Origin of the sequence: Streptomyces sp. HNM0645 (assembly GCF_030056615.1) — a bacterium.
In the GTDB taxonomy this organism is placed as follows: domain Bacteria; phylum Actinomycetota; class Actinomycetes; order Streptomycetales; family Streptomycetaceae; genus Streptomyces; species Streptomyces marianii.
In genome coordinates, this window is record NZ_JASHLT010000035.1 from 1 (window position 1) to 22,411 (window position 22,411).

Below are 22,411 nucleotides of genomic sequence, written 5' to 3' on the forward strand. Positions count from 1 at the left end.
CGCGATCAACCAGCTCAACCAGCTCGGCTACACCGTCACCCTCAACCCGAGGGAGCAGCCAGCCTGACCGACGACCCCGGACACCCGGCGACCCCACGGCCACCGGGCGTCCAATGCTGCCCACACCGACCCTGACCTGCTGCTATTTACGCGTCAGATCCATGAGTGACGCGGATGACGCAGGTGACGCAGAAATCCGCACCTCGGACACACGCGGAGTCCGAGAAACCCCCGAAGCCAACGCGACTCAATCTCTGAGGACTCCATGAGCCGAACCAGTTCCGCTCAACCTGACCCCCGCGACACCCTCCGCAGCGGCTTGCCTGATCGGTACCTCACTCCCGACGACATCGCCGAGATGTTCGGCGTCCCCCTCGAAACCGTCTACCAGTGGCGCAGGAAGCGCACCGGCCCTCCCGGCTTCCGCGTTGGCAAGCACGTACGTTACGACCCCGCCGAAGTGGGGGCTTACGTCGCTCAGCTCAAGAACGTCGACCGCGTCGCGGCCTGACGCAACCTCGCACACCGTCAGGGGTGGCCGTTGAACGGCCACCCCTGATCCATGCTGAGAAGGGACTCCGCCTCCGATGGCAGGCAGCATCCAAGACCGCTGGTTCAAGAGCACGACCGACGCCAACGGCAAGACCGTCCGCGTCAAGACCGAACGCCACGGCAAAGGCATGCGCTACCGGGCCCGCTACTTCACCCCCGACGGGAAGCGGAAGGGCAAGTCCTTCCCCGACGGTCAGAAGCGCCTCGCCGAGCAGTGGCTGAGCAGTATCACGGCAGACGTGGCCCGCGGCGACTTCATCGACCCGAGCGCGTCGCGTACGACGTTCCAGGAGTACGCCGAGAAGTGGCTTGCGAGCCAGAGCGGCGACCCGAACACCCGGGCGTCGATGGACTCTCAACTCAGGCTGCACGCCTTCCCGCGCATTGGAGCGCGTCAGCTCGGGTCGTTCCAGCCGAGTCACATCCGGGAGTTCGTGACGCAGCTCGAAGCGTCCGGCATGTCCGGCGCGTACGCCCGCGTGATCTTCTCCAACGTTCGCGCCGTGCTCTCCGCAGCAGTCGAAGACGGGTGCCTGCGCCGCAATCCCTGCAACTCGCGCACGGTGACGCCTCCTGAGCTGGGGACGCGTCGTGTCGTCCCCTGGCCGCCAGAGCGCGTCTTCGCGATGCGGACCGCCATGGTTGAGCGCTTCCGGCCCATGGTCGACGTGGGTGCCGGCTGCGGCCTGCGGCAAGGCGAGATCCTGGGTCTGTCCGTGGATGACCTGGACTTCGAGAGCGGCACCCTGAACGTCGTGCAGCAACTGAAGCTGAGCCTCAGCAAGCCCGTGTTCGCGCCCCCGAAGGGCGGAAAGCTCCGTGACGTACCTCTGCCGGACCCCGTGGCGGAAGCTCTCAAAGAGCACATGGAGCGCTTCCCGCCGGTCGAGGTCACGTTGCCGTGGATGCGCGCGAACGGCCAGCCCGTAACCAAGCGGCTCATCTTCAGCGGGCCCAACGGGGGCCACGTCTGGCGCACGTCGCTGAATGAGGACCACTGGAAGCCCGCACTGGCGAAGGTCGGCGTCATCCCACAGGCCAAGAGCCGCGAGCACGCCGCCGCTCGCGAGCACGGCATGCACGCCCTGCGGCACTTCTACGCGTCCGTTCTGCTGGACGCAGGGGAGAGCATCAAGGCTCTTGCCGAGTACCTCGGTCACTCCGATCCGGGCCTGACCCTGAAGGTGTACGCGCACCTCATGCCCAGCAGTCGGGAGCGTGCCCGGAGGGCCCTCGGCCAGGCACTCCGACCGCAGGGCGCGGAGGACTGAGGGCCCAGAGTGGTCCCAGGCCGTGAAAATGCCTCCCATCCGCGCCGTATGCGCAGGTGGGAGGCATGATCATTGGGTCTACTTCTTCTTGCCCTGGTTCTTGACCGCCTCGATCGCCGCGGCTGCGGCCTCCGGGTCGAGGTACGTCCCGCCCGGGTTCACCGGCTTGAAGTCGGCGTCCAGGTCGTAGGCCAGCGGGATGCCCGTCGGGATGTTCAGGCCCGCGATATCGGCGTCGGAGACACCGTCCAGGTGCTTGACCAGGGCGCGCAGGCTGTTGCCGTGGGCGGCGACGAGGACCGTGCGGCCGGTCAACAGGTCCGGGACGATGGCGTCGTACCAGTACGGGAGCATGCGGACGACGACGTCCTTGAGGCACTCCGTACGCGGGCGCAGCTCCGGCGGGATCGTCGCGTAGCGTGCGTCGTGCGCCTGGGAGAACTCGTTGTCGTCGTCGATCGGCGGCGGCGGGACGTCGTAGGAGCGGCGCCACAGCATGAACTGCTCCTCGCCGAACTCCGCCAGGGTCTGCGCCTTGTCCTTGCCCTGCAGGGCGCCGTAGTGGCGCTCGTTCAGACGCCAGGAGCGGTGCACCGGGATCCAGTGGCGGTCCGCGGCCTCCAGCGCGAGCTGGGCGGTGCGGATGGCGCGCTTCTGGAGCGAGGTGTGCACCACGTCGGGGAGCAGACCGGCGTCCTTGACCAGCTCGCCGCCGCGGACAGCCTCCTTCTCGCCCTTCTCGGTGAGGTTGACGTCCACCCAGCCGGTGAACAGGTTCTTCGCGTTCCACTCGCTCTCGCCGTGGCGGAGGAGGATCAGCTTGTACGTCGCGTCGGCCATGGGGCCGAGCCTAATCGACGCCCGTCACGGCCGACGATTGACGTCCGGCGACAATTCGTTCGCCTTCCGAAGCGGCCCACTTGTAAGTTGCTGAATGCCACAGGGATGCTTACATCGCTCCGGGGGGACGCCCGTATGTACACAGCCGCGCTCAGACGGGCCGCGAAGGAGAGCGTCTCGGGTCTGCCCCGGGCGTTCTGGTGGCTGTGGACCAGCACCCTGGTCAACCGGCTCGGCGCCTTCGTCGCCACCTATACGGCCCTGTACCTCACGCTGGAGCGCGGCCACTCCGCCTCGTACGCCGGACTCGTCGCCGCCCTGCACGGGCTCGGCGGCGTCGTCTCGTCGCTCGGCGCCGGAGTCATGGCCGACCGGCTCGGGCGCCGGCCCACCCTGCTGATCGCCCAGACCTCGACCGCCGCCTCCGTGGCCCTGCTCGGGTTCATGGAGCACCCGGTGGCGATCGCCGCCGTCGCCGGTCTCGTCGGCATGACGAGCAACGCCTCCCGGCCTGCCGTGCAGGCGATGATGGCGGACATCGTCCGGCCCGAGGACCGGGTGCGGGCCTTCTCCCTCAACTACTGGGCGATCAACCTCGGGTTCGCCATCTCCTCCGCGGGCGCCGGACTCGTCGCCGAGTACAGCTATCTCGCCGGCTTCCTCGGCGAGGCCGCGCTCACCCTCGTCTGCGCGGTCGTCGTGTTCGTCAAGCTGCCGGAGTCCCGGCCGGAGCGCATCACCACGGCCGGGAAGGCGGAGCCCGGCACCAGCCTCGGCTCCGTGCTGCGCGACGGGCGCTACATGGGCGTCGTCGGGCTGTCCTTCCTCCTCGCCCTCATCTTCATGCAGAGCTCGGTCGCCCTGCCGGTCGCGATGGGCATGGACGGCTGGTCGCCCTCGGACTACGGCTTCGTCATCGCGCTGAACGGCGTGCTCATCGTCGCCCTCCAGATCCCGGTCACCCGGCTGATCGAGCACCGCGACCCCCGGCGCCTGCTCGTCGTCTCCGCCCTGCTCGCCGGATACGGCTTCGGCCTCACCGCGTTCGCCGGCTCGCTCGGTGTCTACGCGCTGACGGTCGTCGTGTGGACGCTCGCCGAGATCGTCAACTCCCCCACGCAGATGGGCCTGGTGGTCCGGCTCTCACCGGTGCACGGCCGCGGCCGCTACCAGGGTGTCCACACCCTCTCCTGGTCGGCGGCGGCGCTGATCGCCCCGCTGATGGCGGGTTACGTCATCGACCACTGGGGCGCCGCCTGGCTGTGGGCGTCCTGCGCGGTCATCGGCACCGTGGCGGCGCTGGGCTACTGGCTGCTGATGCGCGGACTGCCGGACGGACCCGGGACGACCGGGGAGCGGGCACCCTCCGCGGTGCCGGTACGGCCGGCCGCACCGGCACCGGCCGGACACGCGCCGACGGACTCCGCGCCGCCGACGGCCCTGGCACCGCCGACGGAACACGTGGGGGCACGGCCCTCCGGGGGAGCGGGCGGCGGGGCCGGGACCGGAACCGGGGCCGGCGGACACACGAGCACACGCTCGGGCGGGGACGCGGATGAGGGCAAGGACATGGGCAAGGAGACGGGCGGCATGACCGCGGCAGCCGCCGGGGAGGCCGGCGCCTGACGGACACGTCGGGCGGGTAGGCGATCGTGAGCAGGTCATCGCACGTGGTGCGGGGAACGGCCCGAGGCGGAGCGGTTGGGAGCGTGCAGCAGCACGGAACAGAGGGCGGATCGGCCGGGGGCCGGCCGGACTCCAGGGCCCGCCGGCCACGGCGCCACCGGCCGGCCTCGGTCCGGTGGCGCAGCAGGGGCTCACCGGGGCAGCCGTGCCTCCGGGCCCGGCCCGCGCCCGTTGGATCAGTCCGTGGCCCGTTGGGTCAGATGCGTGAACGCCTCGAGGTTCCGGGTGGATTCGCCGCGGGCCACCCGCCAGGCGTACTCCTTGCGGATGGCTCCGGCGAACCCGAGCTCCAGGAGGGAGTTGAACGCGCCGTCCGCCGCCTCCAGGACCGACCCGAGCAGCCGGTCGAGCTCGTCGGGGCCGACCGCCGACAGCGGCAGCCTGCCGACGAGGTAGACGTCACCGAGCCGGTCGACCGCATAGCTCACCCCGAACAGCTTGAGGTTGCGCTCCAGCAGCCAGCGGTGGACGCCGGCCTCGTTCTCGTCGGGGTGGCGGATGACGAAGGCGTTGACGGACAGCGTGTGCCGGCCGACACGCAGGGAGCAGGTCGTGGCGAGCTTGCGCGTGCCGGGGAGGGTGACGACGTAGGAGCCGGGCTCCGGGCACTCCCACTCAAGTTCCGCGTCCTTGAGGTACGCCTCGATGATCTGCCGAGCGTCAGCCATGGTGGGAGCGTACGCGACGGCGGTGCTCGTGCATCGCGGCCGTGTAGACCTCGGCGGTGGCCGAGGCCGCCGAGTCCCAGCCGAAGCAGCGGGCGTGCGCGGCCGCTGCCGCGCCCATCCGTTCCGTCAGACAGTGGTCGTCGACGAAGCGGCGCAGCACGCGTGCGTAGTCCGCAGGGTCGTGACCGGCCACGAGGAAGCCGGTCCTGCCGTCCCGCACGGCCACCGGAAGCCCGCCCACCGCGGCGGCGACGACGGGGGTGCCGGCCGCCTGAGCCTCTATGGCGACCAGCCCGAACGACTCGCTGTGCGAGGGCATGACCAGGACCGACGCCGCCCTGAACCAGTCCGCGAGCCGGTCCTGGGCGACCGGCGGCCGGAACTGCACCACGTCGGCGATGCCCAGCCGGGCCGCCAGCTTCTGCAGGCCCTCCGGCTTGGCCAGCCCGCTGCCGCTCGGGCCGCCCACTATCGGCACGACCATGCGGGACCGCAGCGAGGGGTCCTCGGCCAGCAGCAGCGCGACGGCCCTCAGCAGCACGTCGGGCGCCTTGAGCGGCTGGATGCGACCCGCGAACAGCGGGATCACCGCGTCCTGAGGCAGCCCCAGGCGGGCCCGCGCGGCCGAACGGCCGTCGGCCACCCGGAATCGGTCGAGGTTCACGCCGGGGTGGACGACGGCGACCTTCGCGGGGACGGCGCCGTAGTGGCGGACCAGTTCGCCGGCCTCCTCCGCGGTGTTGGCGATCAGCCGGTCGGCGGCGTCCACGATCTGCGTCTCGCCGATCACGCGGGCAGCGGGTTCGGGGGTGTCACCGTCGGCGAGCGACGCGTTCTTGACCTTGGCCATGGTGTGCATGGCGTGGACGAGAGGGACGCCCCAGCGTTCGGCGGCCAGCCAGCCGACGTGGCCGGACAGCCAGTAGTGGGAGTGGACGAGGTCGTAGTGGCCTGGCCGGTGGCCCGCCCACGCCCGCATCACACCGTGCGTGAACGCGCACAGCTGCGCCGGCAGGTCCTCCTTCGCCAGGCCCTCGTACGGACCGGCGTCCACGTGCCGGACCAGGACGCCCGGCGCCAGCTCGACGGTCCCCGGCAGGCCTCCCGTGGTGGCGCGGGTGAAGATCTCGACCTCCACGCCGATGGCCGCCAGCCGCCTGGCCAGCTCCACGATGTAGACGTTCATTCCGCCCGCGTCGCCGGTGCCCGGCTGATGCAGGGGCGAGGTGTGCACGCTGAGCATGGCCACCCGGCGCGGCCTGCGGTGGTGGCCGGGCAGCCGCAGCCGGGACGGCGCCGCCAGGGTGCCGGCGAGCCGGGACACGTACTGGCTCACGGGGACGGTCCTCTCGGCTCTGGTGCTCGGGCATGGCGAACAGAGGACAACCCGGGCCCTCCGAAGCCGGTCAACACTGGAACCGTCTCCTTCATTTCCTGCACTCCTCCCGCTTTGCCCAATCGTTGCCAAGTGCGTGCGACGGCCGAAGGCGGACGGGCGGCCCTCGGCCACACGGGAACCGGCGCTCCGAAGGGCCGCGAAGGGGACGAGCGGCGCACCGGCGCCCGGGAGAGCGGGCGAAGCGGCGCGCCGACACCCGGCCCAGGAGGGGGCGCCGCACCGACGCCCAGGAGGGGGCGAGGTACCGGCCGGCCTCGGCAGCCACACGCCCCGATCACGGGTACCCACCACCCGCGACCGGCACCGCCGTCCGCACGGAAGCCAGGAGGGGCGACGACACCTGCCGGCATCGGCGCCACTTTTCCTCCGGTTTACCCTCGTGTGCATGTCCCCGCGCTCCGTCACGCCCTCCTCCCGCCCCGTGGGCGCGGTGACGCGCGGCACCACCAATCCGAACCGGCTGCGCCGCATGGACCGCTGGATCGCCGCCGTGCACGGCCCGGCGCTGCGCCGTTCGGCGGCCGCGCCCGTCGCGGTGGACCTCGGCTACGGGGCGGCCCCCTGGACCGCGGTGGAACTGCTGCAGCGGCTTCGCGCCGCGGAACCACGTACCCGTGTCGTGGGCGTCGAGATCGAGCCTGCCCGGGTGGAGGCGGCCCGTCCGTACACGCGGGACGGGCTGAGCTTCGTGCACGGCGGCTTCGAGGTCCCGCTGCCCGGCCCCGTCCGCCCGCTGGTCATCAGGGCAGCGAACGTGCTCCGCCAGTACGGCGAGGAGCAGGTCGCCGAGGTGTGGCAGCGGCTGTGCGCCCGCCTCGCCCCCGGCGGCCTGCTGGTCGAGGGGACCTGTGACGAGATCGGCCGCCGGCACGTGTGGGTGGCGCTCGGCCCGGAGGGCCCCCGGACGGTCACCTTCGCCACCCGCCTCGGCTCGCTGGAACGCCCTTCCGACCTCGCCGAACGACTTCCCAAGGCGTTGATCCACCGCAATGTGCCGGGCGAGCCGGTCCACGCGTTCCTGCGGGACTTCGACCGGGCGTGGGCGGCCGCCGCGCCGTACGCCTCGCTCGGCGCGCGGCAGCGCTGGATCGGTGCGGTGCGTCTGCTGGCCGCGGACTGGCCGCTGACGGACGTCCGGACGGACGGGAGGCGGCGGTGGCGGCAGGGCGAAGTGACCGTCAAGTGGTCGGCACTGGCGCCCGGTTCCGTCTGAACGGGGCTCGTCTGCGTACGGGGCACTGAGGGAACGGAACTCCGGCGACGCAAGGAGCCCGGTTGACGAACAGGGCACCGCCGGAGCGGACCGTGAACCGTGAGCGGGGCATTGGCGACGGGCTGCGTGCCGTTCCTCCCGAGCGGGGCGCGGGGGCGCACGCGCCGGGTGCGAAGGCGCACCCCGGAATGCCGTGCCCGGATCGGGAACGCGGCCCGGGGTTCGTTCGTCGGAGGGGTGGAAGTGATCCACGGCTGGTCCATCCGCAGGAACAGGGGGGCGTGTGAAGGGTGACGACCAGGACTGCGGACGGGTGACAGACAGGACCGGGGCGGCCTGGCCCTGTCGCTTTGGCGCCGGTCATGGCACCATCGCGTCGAAAGCCGTAAGTTACTGACGGTAAATCATATGTAGAGGGACGAGAGTCGTCTGGCGTTGTCCGGAGGGGGACTTGTGAACCGACGCCTTTACGCCGCCGCCATCGCGGTGGTGAGCGCCGTGACGCTGCTGGCCGCGCCGGGCCAGGCCCTTGCCCTGCCCGAGCCGCCCGAACCTCCCGGCAAGAGCCTCGAAGAGGTGCGCAAGGAACTCGACGAGCTCTACCGCAAGGCCGCTTCGGCCACGGACGCGTACAACCTGGCCGAGGAGCAGGCCGACCGGCAGTCGGCGCAGATCGTGAAGCTGGCCCAGGAGATCGCCAAGGGGCAGGCCAGGATCGACGACCTCAAGGACCGGGCCGGCGCCACGGCCCGCGCCCAGTACCGGGGCGGTGGACTGCCACCCGAGGCGCAGTTGGTCCTCACCGACGACCCGCATCTCTTCCTCGACGCCGCCGGACGCATCAAGGCGGGCGGCAAGGCGACGAAGGACCTCCTCGGCGAACTGAACCGCACCCAGGCCGACTTGCGCGCCTACAGCAAGGAGGCCGGCGCCCAGTGGGCGCTGCTGGAGGCGAACCGGATCAAGAAGGAGAAGCACAAGAAGGAGATCAACAAGCAGATCGCCGCAGCCCGGCAGATAGAGGCACGGCTCCAGAAGGAGGAGCTGGCGCGACTGCGGAAGCTGGAGCAGGAGGCCGCGCACCGGGCACAGACGGCCTGGCTGGGCTCCGGCGTCCTCAAGGAGATCAACGGCCGCGCGAGCGAGCAGGGCAAGGCCGCGGTCGCGTTCGCGACGGAGCAGATCGGCAAGCCGTACGTGTGGGGCGCGGAGGGACCGGGCTCCTACGACTGCTCCGGACTGACCTCGCAGGCCTGGGCGGCCGCGGGCCGCGGCATCCCGCGCACCTCGCAGGAGCAGTGGCGGTTGTTGCCGCGCGTCGACATCAAGGAGATGCGGCCGGGCGACCTCATCATCTACCACGCGGACGCCAGCCACGTGGGAATGTACGTGGGCGACGGCGCGATCGTCCACGCGCCCCGTCCCGGGCGAAACGTGACGCTGGCGGGTGCGGGCTCGATGGCGATCCTCGGGGTCGTGCGCCCGGACAAGTGAGTGGAACCACGACAAAAGGGACGGAGTGAGCCGGGTCACGCGGGAGTTGCGTGACCCGGCTCACCTGCACCGCGTGACGTTCGTCATCAGCCCCGGAACAACTACGCCCTGATGCGCGGCATATGCCATGCACTCTTCCCGGAACGCCATTCCCCCGCACCCCCCGCTACCGCTATGGTCCCCGTCTGGTGGGACGTCGTTCGTCGACCCACTGCGCCCTCGGGGGGAGGGAAGGAAACGCACCGATGCCCGTACCCGTTCCGCGCCAGCGGACCGGCTCGTCAGTCGCCGTAGGCCCCGTCGCCGCAGCGCCCGTCACCACAGGTCCCGTCGCCGCCCACCCCGCCGCGGAGTCCGCGGGCGGAGGCGACCTCACGCTCCTCGTCATCGAGGACGACCCGGCGGGCACCTTCACCGTCCCCGAACTGCTCGGCGCCGCCGGTACGCGGGTCCGCATCCGCACCGCCCGCAACCTCACCGAGGCCGAGCGGCTCCTCACGGACGACATCCACTGCATCCTCGTGGACCTCGCGCTGCCCGGCTCCGCCCGCGACCGCGCCGAGGGTGACCAGCTCGCCGTGTTGCGGCACGTCCTGCGCATCGCGCCCAGGCACGCCGTACTGGCGCTGACCGCGGACGCCGACGCCGAGCGCGCCGCCGAGGCCGTACGGGTCGGGGCTCAGGACTTCCTGCACCGTGACGAGCTGGACGGACGGGTCCTCAGCCGGGCCATCCGCTACGCCGTGGAGCGCAAGCGCGCCGACAGCGCACAGGTGAAGCTCGCCGAGTCGCGGCTGCGGGCGCAGGAGAACGCCCGGCTCGAGCGGGGGCTGCTGCCCACGCCCCTGCTGCAGGGCAGCGATCTGCGGTTCGCGGCCCGCTACCGCCCGGGACGCTCGCGCGCCCTGCTCGGCGGTGACTTCTACGACACGGTCCGCACCCCGGACGGCACGGTCCACGCGATGATCGGCGACGTCTGCGGGCACGGCCCCGACGAGGCCGCCCTGGGCGTGGAGCTGCGCATCGCCTGGCGTGCGCTGACCTTCGCCGGGATGTGCGGCGACGAGCTGCTCTCCACGCTCCAGCAGGTGCTGGAGCACGAGCGCGAGAGCGACGAGATCTTCGCGACCCTGTGCACGGTCGACATCGCTCCGGACGGCCGGCGTGCGGGGCTGTGCCTGGCCGGGCACCCCTCCCCGCTCATCGTCCGCAGGGGCCGGCCCGCGCGGCTGCTCCCGTACGAGAACGGCGGCCCGGCCCTGGGCCTGCTGCCGCGTGCCCGCTGGCCGCGCCGGCAGGTGGAGCTGGGTGCCGCGTGGAGCCTGATGATGTACACGGACGGCCTGATCGAGGGCCGGACCGCACCAGGCGGCGACCGGCTGGGCCAGGACGGCATGGTCGACATGGTCAACCGGCAGCTCGCGGCCGGGCTCAGCGGGGAGGCGCTGCTGGAGGCCGCGGTGGCGGAGGTGCGCGAGCTCAACGGCGGCGATCTCACCGACGACGTGGCCGTGCTGCTGCTGGACCGCGACCGGGCGAACGGCTGAGGCCCGGCCGGCGGCCGGGCCTCTGGGTGCTTCGCCCCGGCGCTCCGAGCGCCGCCGGGTGCCCTGGCTGCTCCGCGCGCCGTGGGTGGCACCGCCGGGCGCTGTGGACCTGTGCGCCTCCGTGGACACGGTGAGCGCGGAGCCCTCCCAGGAGGGAGTCCGGGAGCGTGATGGAGTTGGGCGAGGGCCTGCCCTGGACAGGCCCGACCGCCCTACCGTCCGCCGTTGTAAGGGCCGTACGGCCCGTCGCTGCTGGAGCCGCCGCGCCGGCCGCCCCCGGACACCTGCTGGAGCGCGGGGCGGACATCGACCATGAAGACGATCGTCGCGATCAGCCCGGCGATCTGCAGGAACAGCATCGGGACGAACACGTTCACGGCGACCGTGACACCGAGCAGGATCAGCCAGAACATCTTCGACTGCTTGCCGGCCGCACGGTACGCGTCCTCACGGGCGAAGGCAGCGAACCCCAGCGCGACCAGAGCGAGGATGAGCATGGCCAGATTGAGCAGCCAGAGAATCGTGCCGAATCCCTCGAGCAACATGCTGTGCACCGCCTAGTGGGTTGAAACGCGTCACGACCACGGTACGGCCAGGACAAGGCCAACGTACCCGCACAACGGGCCGGGAACCTCGAAGGTGCCCGGCCCGTGGGATGTGCGCCCCGCCCGCGGCCGCGAGGCCGCGGGCGGTACCACTACTTCCCGGCCTGCGGGCTGGTGGACTTCTTCGCCACGGGCTTGCGGGGCGCGGGCTTGCGGGCGGCCGGCGGCGCCGGCTTCTTCTCCTCGGCCCGGGCCGCCGGCTTCGGGGCGGCCTGGGCCTTCGCCGCTCCGTTGGTGGTCTTCGGCGTCTCGGCCTTGGGCTTCGGCTCGGCCTTGGGCTCGACGGCGACGGCGATCTCGGCGATCTCCTCCGCGGCCTCGCCGCGCCACGACTTCACGGCCTGCTCACCGTGCTCGGCGACCTTCTCGTAGGTCTCACGGGCCCGGACCGCGTACTCCGCGGCCACGCCCACGCTGCGCAGCGCCAGGTCCTGCGCGTTCTCACCGAGCTTCTTCAGGTCGGTGTCCAGGTTCCCGAGCACCTCGGTCACCCTGGCCTGCACGCTGGCCTGGGCCTCCCGGGCCTGAGCCACCACCTTCGCCTGCACGGCCTTCGGGTCGGTCTCCCGTACGGCGTCGATGCGGGCGGGCGCCTCGGCGCGCAGCTGGTCGATCAGCGCGGGCACCTTCTTCGCCTGCTGCACGGCCAGGTCGGCCGTACCGGCCGCGAAGTAGAGGGGGGTCGGGTCGGTGAGGGTCTTGCGCAGGTCATCGGTGATGGCCATGACTGTGGTCCTCCCGGATCGCAGATTCGTCGGTTCAGACTTCGGGTGATGAGGGTTGGTCGGCACCACTTCCTGCGGCCGTGCGGGGGCCGTCCTCAGAGGTGTCCTTATCCGTATCGGCGCCGAAGCCGTTCTCCTTGCGGAACGATTCGTAGATCTGCAGAAGCACCTGCTTCTGCCGCTCGTTGATCGAGGGATCGGCCAGGATGACCGCGCGCGTCTCCAGCTCGTCCCGCTCGCGCTCGTCGAGGATCCCGGCCCGGACGTACAGCGTCTCGGCTGAGATCCGCAGCGCCTTGGCGACCTGCTGCAGCACCTCGGCGCTCGGCTTGCGCAGCCCGCGCTCGATCTGGCTCAGGTACGGATTGGACACCCCGGCGGCGTCGGCGAGCTGCCGCAGCGACAGCTGCGCGTTGCGCCGCTGCTCGCGGAGATAGTCACCGAGACTGCCGACGTTGAGGGATGCCATGGTTCCGATGGTGCGCCACCCTTGCTAACAATTGCAAGCACCCGCTTGCAAAAGTGCGCTTCCTCACCCGGACGGCCGAGTGAGCCTGAGCACGATGGTTGTCCGTTCCCGGGGAACGTTGTCCCGTCTCACGCCGCCTGCTCCGATGTCGCTGAAGCTGGACGCCCCTGAGCCGCAGTCTCACTGAATCCGCTCTGTGGCGTACTCGGCTCCCCGGTCGGCGCGTCCACGTCTCAGCGAACCTGCCTCGTTCGGGTGCATGTCTCAGCGAACCTGCCCCAGTGGCAGCGCCAGGTGCCTACGGTCTCTTGTCGTGCCGCGAGGGGAGGGCTGGCTGATGGGATATGCCGTGCTCAGGGCGGATCGGTCAGGTCGGCCGGGAGCCCGTTTCGGTCTGGAGTTCGTCGTCCCGGGCCAAGGGCAGGCGGCGGGTTCCCTCGCTGATCATTGGGACGTCCGGTTCGAGGATGTCGCGCCGGTCCGGCAGTTCCACTTCGCCAAGGGCTCCAGGAACTATCCGGGTCTGTACTGGTCAGCGACTGTGCGTAGGCACGTGGGCTACGAGTCGTGGCTGGAGCGGGATCATCTGAAGCTCTTGGACTTCGACCGACGGATTGTCGGAGTCGCCTCGCAGCCCTTCAGGATCAGCTGGGAGCAGGACGGTCTCGATCTTCGGAGCGGAGCCAACGGGTGCGCGATCCACATGAGTGAGCTGGCCCGCCCTGGTTCTCCTTCAATCTAGTCCTGCGGAGCTGCGGCAAGCACCATGTGGCAGTCCGACCAGGCAGATTGGCTCAGCAGGGGCTGGAATCGGGCGAACAGAGCGAGGAGTTCGGCCCCCCACTTCTCGCGAAAGACAGGATCAATGCGGGCAAGGTCGAGTTCGTTGGCGGCGGACAACTCGGCGAAGTCACGCCGAAGTTGCGGCTCCGGAGTGTGGAGACGACCGGTAAAGCGATTCCGGAAGGCTCCGTCGGCATCTGCGAGCGTCGCATAGGTGGCCTTCCGGTCACACGACGCGTAGAGATACACAATGGCTTCAGCCTCGACGCCGATCACCTCTGCGAGTTCGGTGCGGCTGTGCGGAGACAGCAAGGCGGTAGGGAAGCCGTCGGTGCCGTAGAAAGCGTGACACAGGCCCGCGACCTGGAGGGCGGGGCGGGCGCCCCATACGGCGAGTTGTCCCTGGACGCGCTGGAGATGGGCGACGAGAGTGCCGCCCGGATGGGCGATGTCCCCAGCACCGAGCTTGCGCAGTAGCACCATGGCCTGGTCGGCAGCGGTAGGAGAAGCAGGCACAGGGCGGTGTCCTTCCGTCGCTTGAGGTCGGCACCCGTCCGCGCCTTCGCCTGTGGTCCGGACCCTGCGAAAGCACCGGACGGGTTGCCGCCTGGGCCCTGCACTGATCATCCTGGACTCCCGTAACCCCAGTCAATCCTATGGATTTCTGGCTATACCCAAGCTATAGCTAGGGGTTATGACTTTGGAGGACCTTCGCATCTTCGTGGCCGTGTGCAGAGCGGGAAGCCTCAGCGCCGTCGCCCGGGAGCTGGACTGCACGCAGTCAGCGGTGAGCCAGCATGTGAAGCGGTTGGAGCGAGAGGCCGGTGTGAGCCTCCTGGAGCGCCAGCCACGAGGCGTCGTGCCCACACACGCGGGGCGCGTCCTGTGCGACGCCGCCTCGGACAGCATCGCCGGTCTGGATCTGGCCCTGCGGCGTCTCGGGGACCTTGTCAACGGCGACAGCGGCTCCGTGCGCGTCACCACGGGCGGAACAACCGTGCGGCACTTCATGTCCGAGGCTATCGTCGCCTTCCGGCAGCGCTACCCGAAGGTCCGTCTGGAGTTCCAGACAGAGACCTCCAGCCGCAACTGCTTCGACGCCCTCACCGCCGGCAACCTGGACCTCGCCTGGGTCACGATCGGCGGCCCAGTGCGCGGTATCGAGCAGCGCCCCGTCGTCGCCCTGCCCTGGGTACTGGCTGTCCGCGCCGACGATCCGCTCGCGGGCCAGCCCTGTGTCAACACAGCCGAATTCAGCGACATCAGCCTCATCCGACTCCCTCAGAACTCCACCTCAGGCGCCCGCCTCGACGCCGCGTTCGCCGAACTCGGTGTCCGAAGCAGCTCCGACACCAGCGTCGCCGACTGGGACACCGCCCTCCTGCTGGCGGAGCTCGGCCTAGGCCACGCCGTCGTGCCTGTCCTGCCCGGCTGGGAGGTACCCGGTGACGGTCCCCTCCGCCTCGTCCCCATCCCCGATCTGCCCCCGCTCCCGGTCGGCTGGGCCGTCCGCCGCTGGGACTCCCTCACCCCGCTCGCCCGGGTCTTCGCCGATACCGTCGCCCGCAGCTGTACGGAGAAGTCCGCCAACACACAGCCCTAGCCCGCAGCCCTACCTCTGTCCGGCGGCTCAGGGGCCTTCTCTTCCGAGAGGAAGGACAAAACGGAGCAGGTTCACTGGAAGGCGACAGGACACCGCGCGGCACGGAGCACCTTCGATGACATGCCCTCCGCCCAGCTCGTCTCACCGAACCTGCACCACCCTGGTCACAGCGTCATCCACAGCTCACTTCAGATGGGACAGGACAACGATGGTTGTCCGTTCCCGGGGAACGTGGCGAAGTCCCACCAGTTCCGGCGATGGACTTGGCGGAGTCCCACCGAGCTGGCGTCTACTGCGTTGCTGACCAGTCGGCGCTGACCTGGTCAGCAACGGAGAAGTTGGTTTCGCAGTCCGGGCACGTCGCGTGACCGAATACGTGGGTCAGCACGTGGGCTACCTCGTGGTGACCATCGGAGAGTGCGATGTCGTGGAGGCGTCGGCCGATGCCGTCCAGGTTTGCCGGGTTCGCTGGCAGCAGGGGCCTCGTCTCGACATCGTCGCCCGGGAGCGCGTAGTCCTCGCTGGTGGAGAAGAATCCTCGCTCGCCGAGGGCCTCCTTGTGGATGCCCAGGTCCTTCGCGACGTGCGCGATCGGCCGGCCCGTGGTGCGGACCTCGCGGACGGCCCGCTCGCGGAGCTCGTCCGGGTATTTGCGTGGTGCCGGCACAGCTCGTGGTTCTCCTTCGGGCCAGGATCATAAGCCTGGCTTCAGGGACTCCACGAAACGGGGTGCAGCTCAGCCCAGCCTGCCTCAGTTTGAGCGAGACAACCGACCCATCCCCGTCTCGCTCAAACCGAGGCACCCCCGGTCGGGCACTCACGCTGCCTCACCTTCAGCGAGACCGGACACGAAGCCCTCTGACGCCTCTGGCACGCGCACCGTCGCAGCGATGATGCATAGCAGCCAGAAACCAGTTGCTCAGGTTGAGTGAGACAGGTCGTCAGATGCCGTCTCACTCAGCCTGAACCACTCCAGGTCACCGCCTTGCGATGGCCCACTTCTCCTGAGACGGGACACAGGGCGGCTCTCGGCCCTGATGCCCCGCGTTCACTCCACGGCCGGACCTGACGGCCGGAAGGTCCTCCAGTACTGACGTCGCCCCTCGTCCTTCACGACGACGCCGAGACGGGCCAGTTCGTCACGGAGCTCCCGGACATCGGCGTCGGGGCCCTCATTGTCCAACGACTCCTGGCGGGCCTTGAGGATGGCGTTCGCCCCTTCCGGGAGTCCGGGAGTATCCGGGACCCAACGACGGAACTCGTCCCCGTGGGGATCGGCGTCCACCCACGCATAGCAGTGCTCGGTGAAGGCGCCGGCAAGGCGGCCGACGTCCAGGTCGCACTCCTGCCGAGTGAGTTCGCCACCGTCGTGACCGAGCAGGACGAGCTGCTTGCCGTCCTTGAACACCCTGGCGACGACGTCGTGCGGGAACCCCTGCTCACGTCCCTTGCGTGTGAGCACAACGCGATCATCCGACAGCCGGATCAGCAACTGGTCGTGCTGGGCGACAAGCCCGAGGGCCAGCCCTGCCATCGAACCCGCGGCGGACAGCACCGGTGCAGGGATCGACGCGACAACCTCGGCCGGTCCCTGCAACGGTGCCGAGGGCAGTGTCACAAGCCAGTCAGCCAGGAAGTCCACGAGGCAGCCGACGCCCGCCCCGGCCAACACGAAAACGACGTAGACGCACACGGTGTCCCAAGTCGGCTGGCCAAGCACGGTGGGTCGTCCGCCCTGCAGCCCCCGCTCGGTTCTCTTGAACATGTCCATGATCCCCCTCACTTCCTGCATCCCCGCAATAATAGACCGAGCGCTCGGTCTATTATTGGCCATCCGAAGACGGGAGAAGCCGACCAGCAGGAGGCGCGATGAGGACAGTCGATCCGGCCAGGCACCGGGCACGGCGCCGGCACATCATCAACGTCGCGGCCGAACTCTTCGCCGCCAAAGGCTTCGAACGCACCACCACGGCAGAGATCTGCAAGGCCGCCGGCATGAGCGCGGGCAACCTGTTCCACTACTTCCCGAACAAGCGCGCGATCTTCCATGCCGTCTTCGAGGACGACGAGCACGACGGCGCCACCAAGGCCGGGCGCCTCGCCGCCGCCCGCGCCGCCGACGACCCGTGGACGGCCCTCCTGGAAACCGTGGACCTTCTCGCCTCCCCTGCCACGGAGCCGCTTGTCCCCGCCCTCGTCATGGAAGCGATGGTCCAGGCTTACCGCGACCCCGAGCTCGAAGCGCTGCTGAGCCGTGACAGCGCCGAGGAGCGGTCCACAGTCACCATCCTGCTGCGGAACTCGGCCGCAGCAGGCCAAATCGACACCGCCCTGGACCCTGACGACACCGCCGCCTGGATCATGGCTCTCGTCGCTGCTCTCTACACCAGCGCCGCCACCGACCCATCGTTCAGACCGGCCGATCAGCTCCCCACCCTGCGCCTGATTCTCCAACGGTTTCTTCGGCCCGACGCCGTCTCGCGGCCGGAGCGGTGAGCAGCCGCCCCCCAAAAAAAAGCCCGATACGGCGCCGACCGCACAGGGCGATCTCGTCAGCGCAGGACGCTCAAGCAACAGGTTGACTGAGACGCTGCCCCTGCACCTGTCTCACCCGACCTGGACCACCACTGGTCACAGCGTCAGCCTGGTCCACCTCGGCCCAGACTGGTCAGCGGCGCGGCCCGCGTAGGAGGCCCCGGGGCGTGCGGGCCGGGACGGGGTCCGGTCACACGAACGTCCGGCGTCCGGCGTCGGCGTCCGGGCGGTCTGTACGGTGTCCGCTGTGTCCCGTGTACCCCTCTCCGACCTCGTCAGGCTGCGCCGGGCCCGTGACGCGATGGACCGCGACTACGCACAGCCTCTGGACGTACCGGCCCTCGCCCGCATCGCCCTCATGTCGGCGGGGCACTTCTCGCGCAGTTTCCGGGCCGCCTACGGCGAGACGCCCTACAGCTATCTCATGACCCGCCGCATCGAGCGGGCCAAGGCGCTGCTGCGGCGTGGCGACCTGTCCGTGACGGAGGTCTGCATGGAGGTCGGCTGCACCTCGCTGGGGTCCTTCAGCTCGCGGTTCACCGAGCTGGTCGGCGAGAGCCCCAGCGCCTACCGGGCCCGCGACCACGACCACGGATCGGCCATCCCGGCCTGCATCGCGAAGATCCACACCCGACCGGTCAGGAACGGAGAAGCGAGCGGCCCCGCCGGTCCGTAGCGTGACGGGCATGGACATCAAGCTTTCGCAGTGCTTCATCGCCGTCGACGACCACGACAAGGCGCTCGCCTTCTACCGCGACGCCCTCGGCCTGGAGGTGCGCAACGACGTCGGTTTCGAGGGCATGCGCTGGGTCACCGTGGGCTCGCCCTCACAGCCGGACGTGGAGATCGTCCTCGAACCGCCGCTCGCGGACCCGAACGCCACGGACGCCGACCGCCAGGCGGTGGCCGAACTGCTGGCCAAGGGCATGCTGCGCGGCGTCATCTTCCGGACCGACGACGTCGACGCCACGTTCGAGCGGATCCGCGCCGCAGGCGGCGAGGTGCTGCAGGAACCCATGGACCAGCCGTACGGCGTCCGCGACTGCGCCTTCCGCGACCCGGCCGGGAACATGCTCCGGTTCAACCAGCCGCGCGCCGAGTAGGGCCCACGTGGCCGGGGCCCGGAGGCCCGGGAGCGGCGTTCCCGGACGGTCGGGTGGGCCGGGGCGGGCCAGGGCGAACCTCGGCCGGGGCAGGGCCGGACCGGGCGTCGGTGGGGACCGGCAGGGGCGGGGCCGGCCGAGGTTCGCCCATGCCGCTGCCCGGCACCGCCCCGGACGAATCCGCCGGCGTCAGACGTTCGGGACGCTCGACAGGACGGCCATGTCCTCCTCGGTCAGCCGCAGCGCGCCCGCAGCCACGTTCTCCTCCAGATGGGCGGGATCGCCCGTGCCCGGGATCGCCAGTACGTGGGGGCCGAGTCCGAGTGTCCATGCCACGCGGATCCGGGCAGGACTCACGCCGTGGGCACGGGCGACGGTGAGGACGGGGTCGTGCTCGGTACCGGTGACCCCCGCCTCCCGGCCCCGGCCCGCGATGGCGAAGAACGGTACGTACGCGATGCCCTGTTCACCGCACGCACGGACGAACTCGAGCTCCTCGCGCCGTACCCCGATGGCACAGGCGTTCTGCACGCAGACGACCGGCGCGATCGCACGCGCCTCGGCGAGTTGGGCCGCGGAGACGTTGGAGACGCCGAGGTGGCGGACGAGTCCGGCCTCCCTGAGATCGGCCAGGGCGCCGAAGTGCTCGGCGATCGAGTCGTCCGCCTCCCTCCTCGGAACCCGGAGGTTGACCACGTCGAGATGGTCGCGCCCGAGCTGGCGGAGGTTCTCCTCCACCTGTCCGCGCAGCTGGGCGGGAGAGGCCCAGCGCCATTCACCGGACGGGTCCCTTCCGGCCCAGACCTTGGTGGCGATGACGAGGTCGTCGGCGTACGGCGCGAGCGCGGTGTTGATCAGCTCGTTGGCGGACCGCAGCGGCGAGAAGTAGAAGGCGGCCGTGTCGATGTGGTTCACACCGAGCTCGACCGCGCGGCGCAGCACGGCGACCGCCCGGTCCCGGTCGCTCGCGGTGCCGTCGGCCTTCGCCGTCAGCCGCATCGCGCCGAACCCGAGCCGGTTGACCGTGAGATCGCCAAGTGTTCGGGTGCCTGAAGCGGTCGCGTTGATCGTCTCCGGGGTCATGGGCGGAGTCTGACACACCCTCGAAGGGCCCTGTCCGGCCAGGGGACGACGACGCCGGGCAGGCAAGGCGGTGCCGGTGGCACCGCGGGCCGAAGATGTTCTCCCGGACGTCCCGACCGCCGCCGCATTCCCTTTCGCGGACCGGAAATCGGCTTTGCCCACAAGCCCGTTGGGCATTAGGTTGAGCGCGTGACTGCCGGGTCGGCCATGGGCCACGAACGAGTAGGGCACCCGGCCTCGGCGTGATGCCGAGGCGGGCGAGAGGCCCGCCTTTTCCGCATTCCGCGGCGCGTGTTGTCCACCGCCGTTCTCGGAACCGATGCACACACCGTCCGTTGCCGCACGCCCGCGCACACGTGCGTGAGCCCGGACGCGCGTCCGCCCCGGACATGCAGGCCCGCAGCCCGTACGCAGGACGCACGCACGCACCGTACCCGGACGTATCGCACCGCCCGCGCGCCGTACGCGTCGCGCCGCTCGTGCACCGCCGCGGCATCCGCGCGTGACACACCGTTCCCCGTCCGCCCCGGGCAGCCGTGACGCACCGTTCCAAGGGTGAATTCGTCGCGCCCGAAACCAGGAAGACAGAAGAAGTCACCAGCAGAAGGCAGAGAATGTCGAACGATTTCAATCAGCAGGTCATCGATGAGTTCCGAGCCAACCGCGGCCGCGTCGGAGGCCGTTTCGAGGGAGCCCGGCTGCTCCTTCTGACCACCACCGGAGCACGGTCCGGCGCCCCGCACACCACCCCTGTCGGCTACCTCCCCGACGGTGGCGAACGCGTTCTCGTCATCGCCTCCGCGGGCGGCTCGCCGAAGCACCCCGACTGGTACCACAACATCCTCGCGAACCCCCGCCTCACCGTCGAGGACGGTGTCTTCACCTACGAGGCCGGCGCCGTGGTGCTCGGGGGAGAGGAGCGCGACCGCGCCTTCGCCCGTGCCGTGGAGGCGGATCCGGGCTGGGCCGAGTACCAGGCGAAGACCGAGCGCGTGATCCCGGTCGTCGCCCTCGAGTCGGTCGAGAACGGGCCGCCGAGCACCGGCACCACGTCCATGGGCGAGGCCGTCAAGGCGGTGCATGACGCCTTCCGGCGCGAACTCGCCCTGATCCGGGCCGAGACCACCGCGTCCGGCCCCAGGCTCGGCGCCCAGCTCCGGATCAACTGCCTGACCCTCTGCCAGGGCCTGCACAACCACCACACCGGTGAGGACACCGCCCTCTTCCCCTTCCTCGCCGGACGGTACGAGGAACTCGCACCGGTCATGGACCGGCTGCGCGAGGAGCACGGGAGGATCGCGACACTCCTGGACGAACTGCGCCGCATCGTCACGGCGGACGGCACCGAGCCCGCACTCGTTCAGGCCGAAGTCGGACGGCTCGCCGAGGAGCTCGAGGCGCATCTCACCTACGAGGAGGAGCAGTTGATCCCCGTTCTCGACGCCGCGGCGCGCTGACCGCCGCGGTGGCCGGCGGCCCCGGGCGCGCGGCTCAAACACGCGCCCGGGGCGGGGCCCTGCTGCTGTCCACGAGTGATGCCCCGCAGCACATCCTCATGGCGCCCCGCCTTCGTCCGGTACGTCGTCGGCCGCGGGGTGTCCACCGCCGGTACGGCACTCGTCAACGTCGTGCTCGCCTTCGCGGTCCTCACCGCCGGCGGCGACGGGTTCTCCGTCGGTCTCGTCCTCGCCTGTTCCGTACTGACGCAGACGCTGCTCATTCCGGTCGGCGGGGTGGTGGCGGACCGGATGGACCGCAGGACGGTGGTCGTACTCGGCAACGCGGCACTCTCCGCCGCCCACGGCACCACGGGTCTGCTGCTGCTCCTGGCCCCCGAGCGGGTCGCGGTGTGGATGTTCGCCGCAGCGGCGGTGACGACGGGTGCGGCGGGCGCCGCCGTCCAGCCGGCGTTCCAGGGGCTCGTCGTGCAACTGGTGCCGCCGACGGCGCTCCAGGGCGCCAACGCGAGCCTGCGGCTGGTGGTGAACCTGGCGCGGATCGCCGTGCCCGGTCTCGGGGCGGTGCTCGCCGCGGCGTTCGGACACGGGCAGGTGCTGATCGCCGCGGCGGTGGCGTTCGGCGCGTGCTCCGCGGTGCTCGCGGGTCTGCGGGTGGTGACGCCACCACGCGCGGTCGGCGCCGTGCTCATCGGTGCCCGCGAGGGCTGGGCGGCGTTCCGCAGCCGGCCGTGGCTGTGGGGGTACACACTCGCCGGGGCCGTCGCCGTACCGCTGTGGCTCGCGGGGTACCAGCTCCTCGGGCCGCTCGTCCTCTCCGGCCGGGCGGACGGCCAGGCCCACTGGGGCTGGGCCGTGTCGGCGTTCTCCGGGTGCATGGTGCTCGGGTCGCTGATCGCACTGCGCTGGCGGCCGCGGCGGGTGATGCTCGCCTGTGTGCTGGTGCCGTTGGTCTGGCCACTGCCCCTCGCCGTGCTCGCCGCACGCCCCGAGCTCCCGTGGCTGCTCGCCTCCATGCTGGTCAGCGGCGTGAGCCTGGAACTCGCCGTGGTGTTCTACGAGACGGCCAGGCAGCAGCAGGTCCCGGAGGGACTGATCGGCCGGGTCACGGCGCTGTCGATGTTCGGTGAGACCGCGCTCGTGCCGCTCGCCTACGTGCTGGCGGGAACGGTCGCCGACCGCATCGGCTCGACGTCGGTGATGTGGGTCTGCTGTACCGGCATCCTCGCCGTCACCGTGGCGCTGCTGCCCGTACGCGAGGTGCGCCGGCTCCGGCGACTCCCGGCAGCCGGGCGGGGTGTGGGGGCGGAGGCTCCCCGGCCTTCCCTGAGCGGGACACCGGACTGAGCCGCGGACGCGGAACGCGAGTCATGCCGCC

The 22,411-nt window shown here is 70.6% G+C and carries 22 protein-coding genes; 12 read left to right on the top strand and 10 right to left on the bottom strand.

Translation table 11 applies throughout. The features are described from left to right. Positions 1–265 precede the first annotated feature (265 nt). Entirely contained in the window at positions 266–511 is a 246-nt protein-coding gene (locus tag QMZ92_RS23065; RefSeq protein WP_283299331.1) for a helix-turn-helix transcriptional regulator, read from the top strand. A gap of 76 nt (positions 512–587) precedes the next feature. Further along, positions 588–1,823, top strand: coding sequence for a tyrosine-type recombinase/integrase (locus QMZ92_RS23070; RefSeq protein ID WP_283299333.1), 1,236 nt, complete (start codon positions 588–590; stop codon positions 1,821–1,823). Between the two features lie 78 nt (positions 1,824–1,901). Here the strand turns inward: QMZ92_RS23070 and QMZ92_RS23075 are convergent, their stop codons facing one another. Continuing rightward, the gene (locus tag QMZ92_RS23075) at positions 1,902–2,663 is read right to left on the bottom strand and encodes a phosphoglyceromutase (protein WP_283299334.1); all 762 of its coding nucleotides are present in this window, start codon (positions 2,661–2,663) and stop codon (positions 1,902–1,904) included. A gap of 135 nt (positions 2,664–2,798) precedes the next feature. Here QMZ92_RS23075 and QMZ92_RS23080 point away from each other — a divergent pair, with 135 nt between their 5' ends. Then, positions 2,799–4,289 carry an MDR family MFS transporter gene (locus tag QMZ92_RS23080; protein ID WP_283299335.1) on the top strand — a complete coding sequence of 497 codons (1,491 nt, stop codon included), beginning with the start codon at positions 2,799–2,801 and terminating at the stop codon, positions 4,287–4,289. 236 nt (positions 4,290–4,525) lie between these two features. Here the strand turns inward: QMZ92_RS23080 and QMZ92_RS23085 are convergent, their stop codons facing one another. Further along, positions 4,526–5,017, bottom strand: coding sequence for a type III secretion system chaperone family protein (locus QMZ92_RS23085; protein ID WP_283299336.1), 492 nt, complete (start codon positions 5,015–5,017; stop codon positions 4,526–4,528). After that, a complete protein-coding gene (mshA, locus tag QMZ92_RS23090; protein WP_283299337.1) occupies positions 5,010–6,353 on the bottom strand; it encodes a D-inositol-3-phosphate glycosyltransferase in 1,344 nt (447 codons plus the stop codon). The genes QMZ92_RS23085 and mshA overlap by 8 nt, the downstream gene beginning before the upstream one ends. A gap of 448 nt (positions 6,354–6,801) precedes the next feature. Here mshA and QMZ92_RS23095 point away from each other — a divergent pair, with 448 nt between their 5' ends. The 3 genes from QMZ92_RS23095 to QMZ92_RS23105 all read left to right on the top strand — a co-directional run bounded on the left by QMZ92_RS23095 (position 6,802) and on the right by QMZ92_RS23105 (position 10,670). Further along, positions 6,802–7,629 carry a class I SAM-dependent methyltransferase gene (locus QMZ92_RS23095; protein WP_283299338.1) on the top strand — a complete coding sequence of 276 codons (828 nt, stop codon included), beginning with the start codon at positions 6,802–6,804 and terminating at the stop codon, positions 7,627–7,629. Positions 7,630–8,082: 453 nt separating this feature from the next. Continuing rightward, complete coding sequence (locus QMZ92_RS23100) at positions 8,083–9,123, top strand: C40 family peptidase (protein WP_283299339.1); 1,041 nt, start codon at positions 8,083–8,085, stop codon at positions 9,121–9,123. 245 nt (positions 9,124–9,368) lie between these two features. Then, complete coding sequence (locus QMZ92_RS23105) at positions 9,369–10,670, top strand: PP2C family protein-serine/threonine phosphatase (RefSeq protein ID WP_283299340.1); 1,302 nt, start codon at positions 9,369–9,371, stop codon at positions 10,668–10,670. A gap of 212 nt (positions 10,671–10,882) precedes the next feature. Here the strand turns inward: QMZ92_RS23105 and QMZ92_RS23110 are convergent, their stop codons facing one another. From QMZ92_RS23110 to QMZ92_RS23130, 4 genes are all read right to left on the bottom strand, one after another. Next, on the bottom strand, positions 10,883–11,215 hold the full coding sequence (locus QMZ92_RS23110; protein WP_138054490.1) for a DUF2516 family protein: 333 nt from the start codon (positions 11,213–11,215) through the stop codon (positions 10,883–10,885). Between the two features lie 152 nt (positions 11,216–11,367). Beyond that, positions 11,368–12,000 (bottom strand): hypothetical protein, encoded by a 633-nt coding sequence (locus QMZ92_RS23115; protein ID WP_283299341.1) that lies wholly within the window; start codon positions 11,998–12,000, stop codon positions 11,368–11,370. 34 nt (positions 12,001–12,034) lie between these two features. After that, the gene (locus QMZ92_RS23120; protein ID WP_138054488.1) at positions 12,035–12,469 is read right to left on the bottom strand and encodes a helix-turn-helix domain-containing protein; all 435 of its coding nucleotides are present in this window, start codon (positions 12,467–12,469) and stop codon (positions 12,035–12,037) included. A gap of 738 nt (positions 12,470–13,207) precedes the next feature. Next, positions 13,208–13,735 (bottom strand): DUF6817 domain-containing protein, encoded by a 528-nt coding sequence (locus QMZ92_RS23130; protein ID WP_283299397.1) that lies wholly within the window; start codon positions 13,733–13,735, stop codon positions 13,208–13,210. Positions 13,736–13,946: 211 nt separating this feature from the next. Between QMZ92_RS23130 and QMZ92_RS23135 the strand changes: the two genes are divergently transcribed. Beyond that, positions 13,947–14,855 carry a LysR family transcriptional regulator gene (locus QMZ92_RS23135; RefSeq protein ID WP_283299342.1) on the top strand — a complete coding sequence of 303 codons (909 nt, stop codon included), beginning with the start codon at positions 13,947–13,949 and terminating at the stop codon, positions 14,853–14,855. A gap of 289 nt (positions 14,856–15,144) precedes the next feature. Here the strand turns inward: QMZ92_RS23135 and QMZ92_RS23140 are convergent, their stop codons facing one another. Then, on the bottom strand, positions 15,145–15,522 hold the full coding sequence (locus QMZ92_RS23140; RefSeq protein ID WP_283299343.1) for a transposase: 378 nt from the start codon (positions 15,520–15,522) through the stop codon (positions 15,145–15,147). A gap of 381 nt (positions 15,523–15,903) precedes the next feature. Beyond that, the gene (locus QMZ92_RS23145; RefSeq protein WP_283299344.1) at positions 15,904–16,647 is read right to left on the bottom strand and encodes a YqeB family protein; all 744 of its coding nucleotides are present in this window, start codon (positions 16,645–16,647) and stop codon (positions 15,904–15,906) included. Between the two features lie 77 nt (positions 16,648–16,724). Between QMZ92_RS23145 and QMZ92_RS23150 the strand changes: the two genes are divergently transcribed. The 3 genes from QMZ92_RS23150 to QMZ92_RS23160 all read left to right on the top strand — a co-directional run bounded on the left by QMZ92_RS23150 (position 16,725) and on the right by QMZ92_RS23160 (position 18,493). Continuing rightward, the gene (locus QMZ92_RS23150; RefSeq protein WP_283299345.1) at positions 16,725–17,351 is read left to right on the top strand and encodes a TetR/AcrR family transcriptional regulator; all 627 of its coding nucleotides are present in this window, start codon (positions 16,725–16,727) and stop codon (positions 17,349–17,351) included. A gap of 340 nt (positions 17,352–17,691) precedes the next feature. After that, entirely contained in the window at positions 17,692–18,066 is a 375-nt protein-coding gene (locus tag QMZ92_RS23155; RefSeq protein ID WP_138057615.1) for a helix-turn-helix transcriptional regulator, read from the top strand. A 10-nt stretch (positions 18,067–18,076) separates the two neighbouring features. Further along, positions 18,077–18,493: a VOC family protein gene (locus QMZ92_RS23160; protein WP_283299346.1), complete on the top strand. Its 417-nt coding sequence runs from the start codon at positions 18,077–18,079 to the stop codon at positions 18,491–18,493. A 189-nt stretch (positions 18,494–18,682) separates the two neighbouring features. Here QMZ92_RS23160 and QMZ92_RS23165 read toward each other — a convergent pair whose 3' ends face one another. Continuing rightward, positions 18,683–19,576: an aldo/keto reductase gene (locus QMZ92_RS23165; protein WP_283299347.1), complete on the bottom strand. Its 894-nt coding sequence runs from the start codon at positions 19,574–19,576 to the stop codon at positions 18,683–18,685. A 614-nt stretch (positions 19,577–20,190) separates the two neighbouring features. Between QMZ92_RS23165 and QMZ92_RS23170 the strand changes: the two genes are divergently transcribed. Together QMZ92_RS23170 and QMZ92_RS23175 are read left to right on the top strand one after the other, a co-directional pair. Continuing rightward, complete coding sequence (locus QMZ92_RS23170; RefSeq protein ID WP_283299348.1) at positions 20,191–21,033, top strand: nitroreductase/quinone reductase family protein; 843 nt, start codon at positions 20,191–20,193, stop codon at positions 21,031–21,033. Between the two features lie 78 nt (positions 21,034–21,111). Beyond that, complete coding sequence (locus tag QMZ92_RS23175; RefSeq protein WP_283299349.1) at positions 21,112–22,380, top strand: MFS transporter; 1,269 nt, start codon at positions 21,112–21,114, stop codon at positions 22,378–22,380. Positions 22,381–22,411 lie beyond the last annotated feature (31 nt).

What these genes read in the sequence shown, in the direction of transcription:
- QMZ92_RS23110 (WP_138054490.1), bottom strand. Translation starts at nt 11,215, where the DNA reads ATGTTGCTCGAGGGATTCGGCACGATTCTCTGGCTGCTCAATCTGGCC.
- QMZ92_RS23155 (WP_138057615.1), top strand. Translation starts at nt 17,692, where the DNA reads ATGGACCGCGACTACGCACAGCCTCTGGACGTACCGGCCCTCGCCCGC.
- QMZ92_RS23175 (WP_283299349.1), top strand. Translation starts at nt 21,112, where the DNA reads ATGCCCCGCAGCACATCCTCATGGCGCCCCGCCTTCGTCCGGTACGTC.
- QMZ92_RS23165 (WP_283299347.1), bottom strand. Translation starts at nt 19,576, where the DNA reads ATGACCCCGGAGACGATCAACGCGACCGCTTCAGGCACCCGAACACTT.
- QMZ92_RS23135 (WP_283299342.1), top strand. Translation starts at nt 13,947, where the DNA reads ATGACTTTGGAGGACCTTCGCATCTTCGTGGCCGTGTGCAGAGCGGGA.
- QMZ92_RS23145 (WP_283299344.1), bottom strand. Translation starts at nt 16,647, where the DNA reads ATGCAGGAAGTGAGGGGGATCATGGACATGTTCAAGAGAACCGAGCGG.
- QMZ92_RS23070 (WP_283299333.1), top strand. Translation starts at nt 588, where the DNA reads ATGGCAGGCAGCATCCAAGACCGCTGGTTCAAGAGCACGACCGACGCC.
- QMZ92_RS23065 (WP_283299331.1), top strand. Translation starts at nt 266, where the DNA reads ATGAGCCGAACCAGTTCCGCTCAACCTGACCCCCGCGACACCCTCCGC.
- QMZ92_RS23080 (WP_283299335.1), top strand. Translation starts at nt 2,799, where the DNA reads ATGTACACAGCCGCGCTCAGACGGGCCGCGAAGGAGAGCGTCTCGGGT.
- QMZ92_RS23075 (WP_283299334.1), bottom strand. Translation starts at nt 2,663, where the DNA reads ATGGCCGACGCGACGTACAAGCTGATCCTCCTCCGCCACGGCGAGAGC.
- QMZ92_RS23150 (WP_283299345.1), top strand. Translation starts at nt 16,725, where the DNA reads ATGAGGACAGTCGATCCGGCCAGGCACCGGGCACGGCGCCGGCACATC.
- QMZ92_RS23105 (WP_283299340.1), top strand. Translation starts at nt 9,369, where the DNA reads ATGCCCGTACCCGTTCCGCGCCAGCGGACCGGCTCGTCAGTCGCCGTA.
- QMZ92_RS23095 (WP_283299338.1), top strand. Translation starts at nt 6,802, where the DNA reads ATGTCCCCGCGCTCCGTCACGCCCTCCTCCCGCCCCGTGGGCGCGGTG.
- QMZ92_RS23160 (WP_283299346.1), top strand. Translation starts at nt 18,077, where the DNA reads ATGGACATCAAGCTTTCGCAGTGCTTCATCGCCGTCGACGACCACGAC.
- QMZ92_RS23170 (WP_283299348.1), top strand. Translation starts at nt 20,191, where the DNA reads ATGTCGAACGATTTCAATCAGCAGGTCATCGATGAGTTCCGAGCCAAC.
- QMZ92_RS23115 (WP_283299341.1), bottom strand. Translation starts at nt 12,000, where the DNA reads ATGGCCATCACCGATGACCTGCGCAAGACCCTCACCGACCCGACCCCC.
- QMZ92_RS23120 (WP_138054488.1), bottom strand. Translation starts at nt 12,469, where the DNA reads ATGGCATCCCTCAACGTCGGCAGTCTCGGTGACTATCTCCGCGAGCAG.
- QMZ92_RS23130 (WP_283299397.1), bottom strand. Translation starts at nt 13,735, where the DNA reads ATGGTGCTACTGCGCAAGCTCGGTGCTGGGGACATCGCCCATCCGGGC.
- QMZ92_RS23085 (WP_283299336.1), bottom strand. Translation starts at nt 5,017, where the DNA reads ATGGCTGACGCTCGGCAGATCATCGAGGCGTACCTCAAGGACGCGGAA.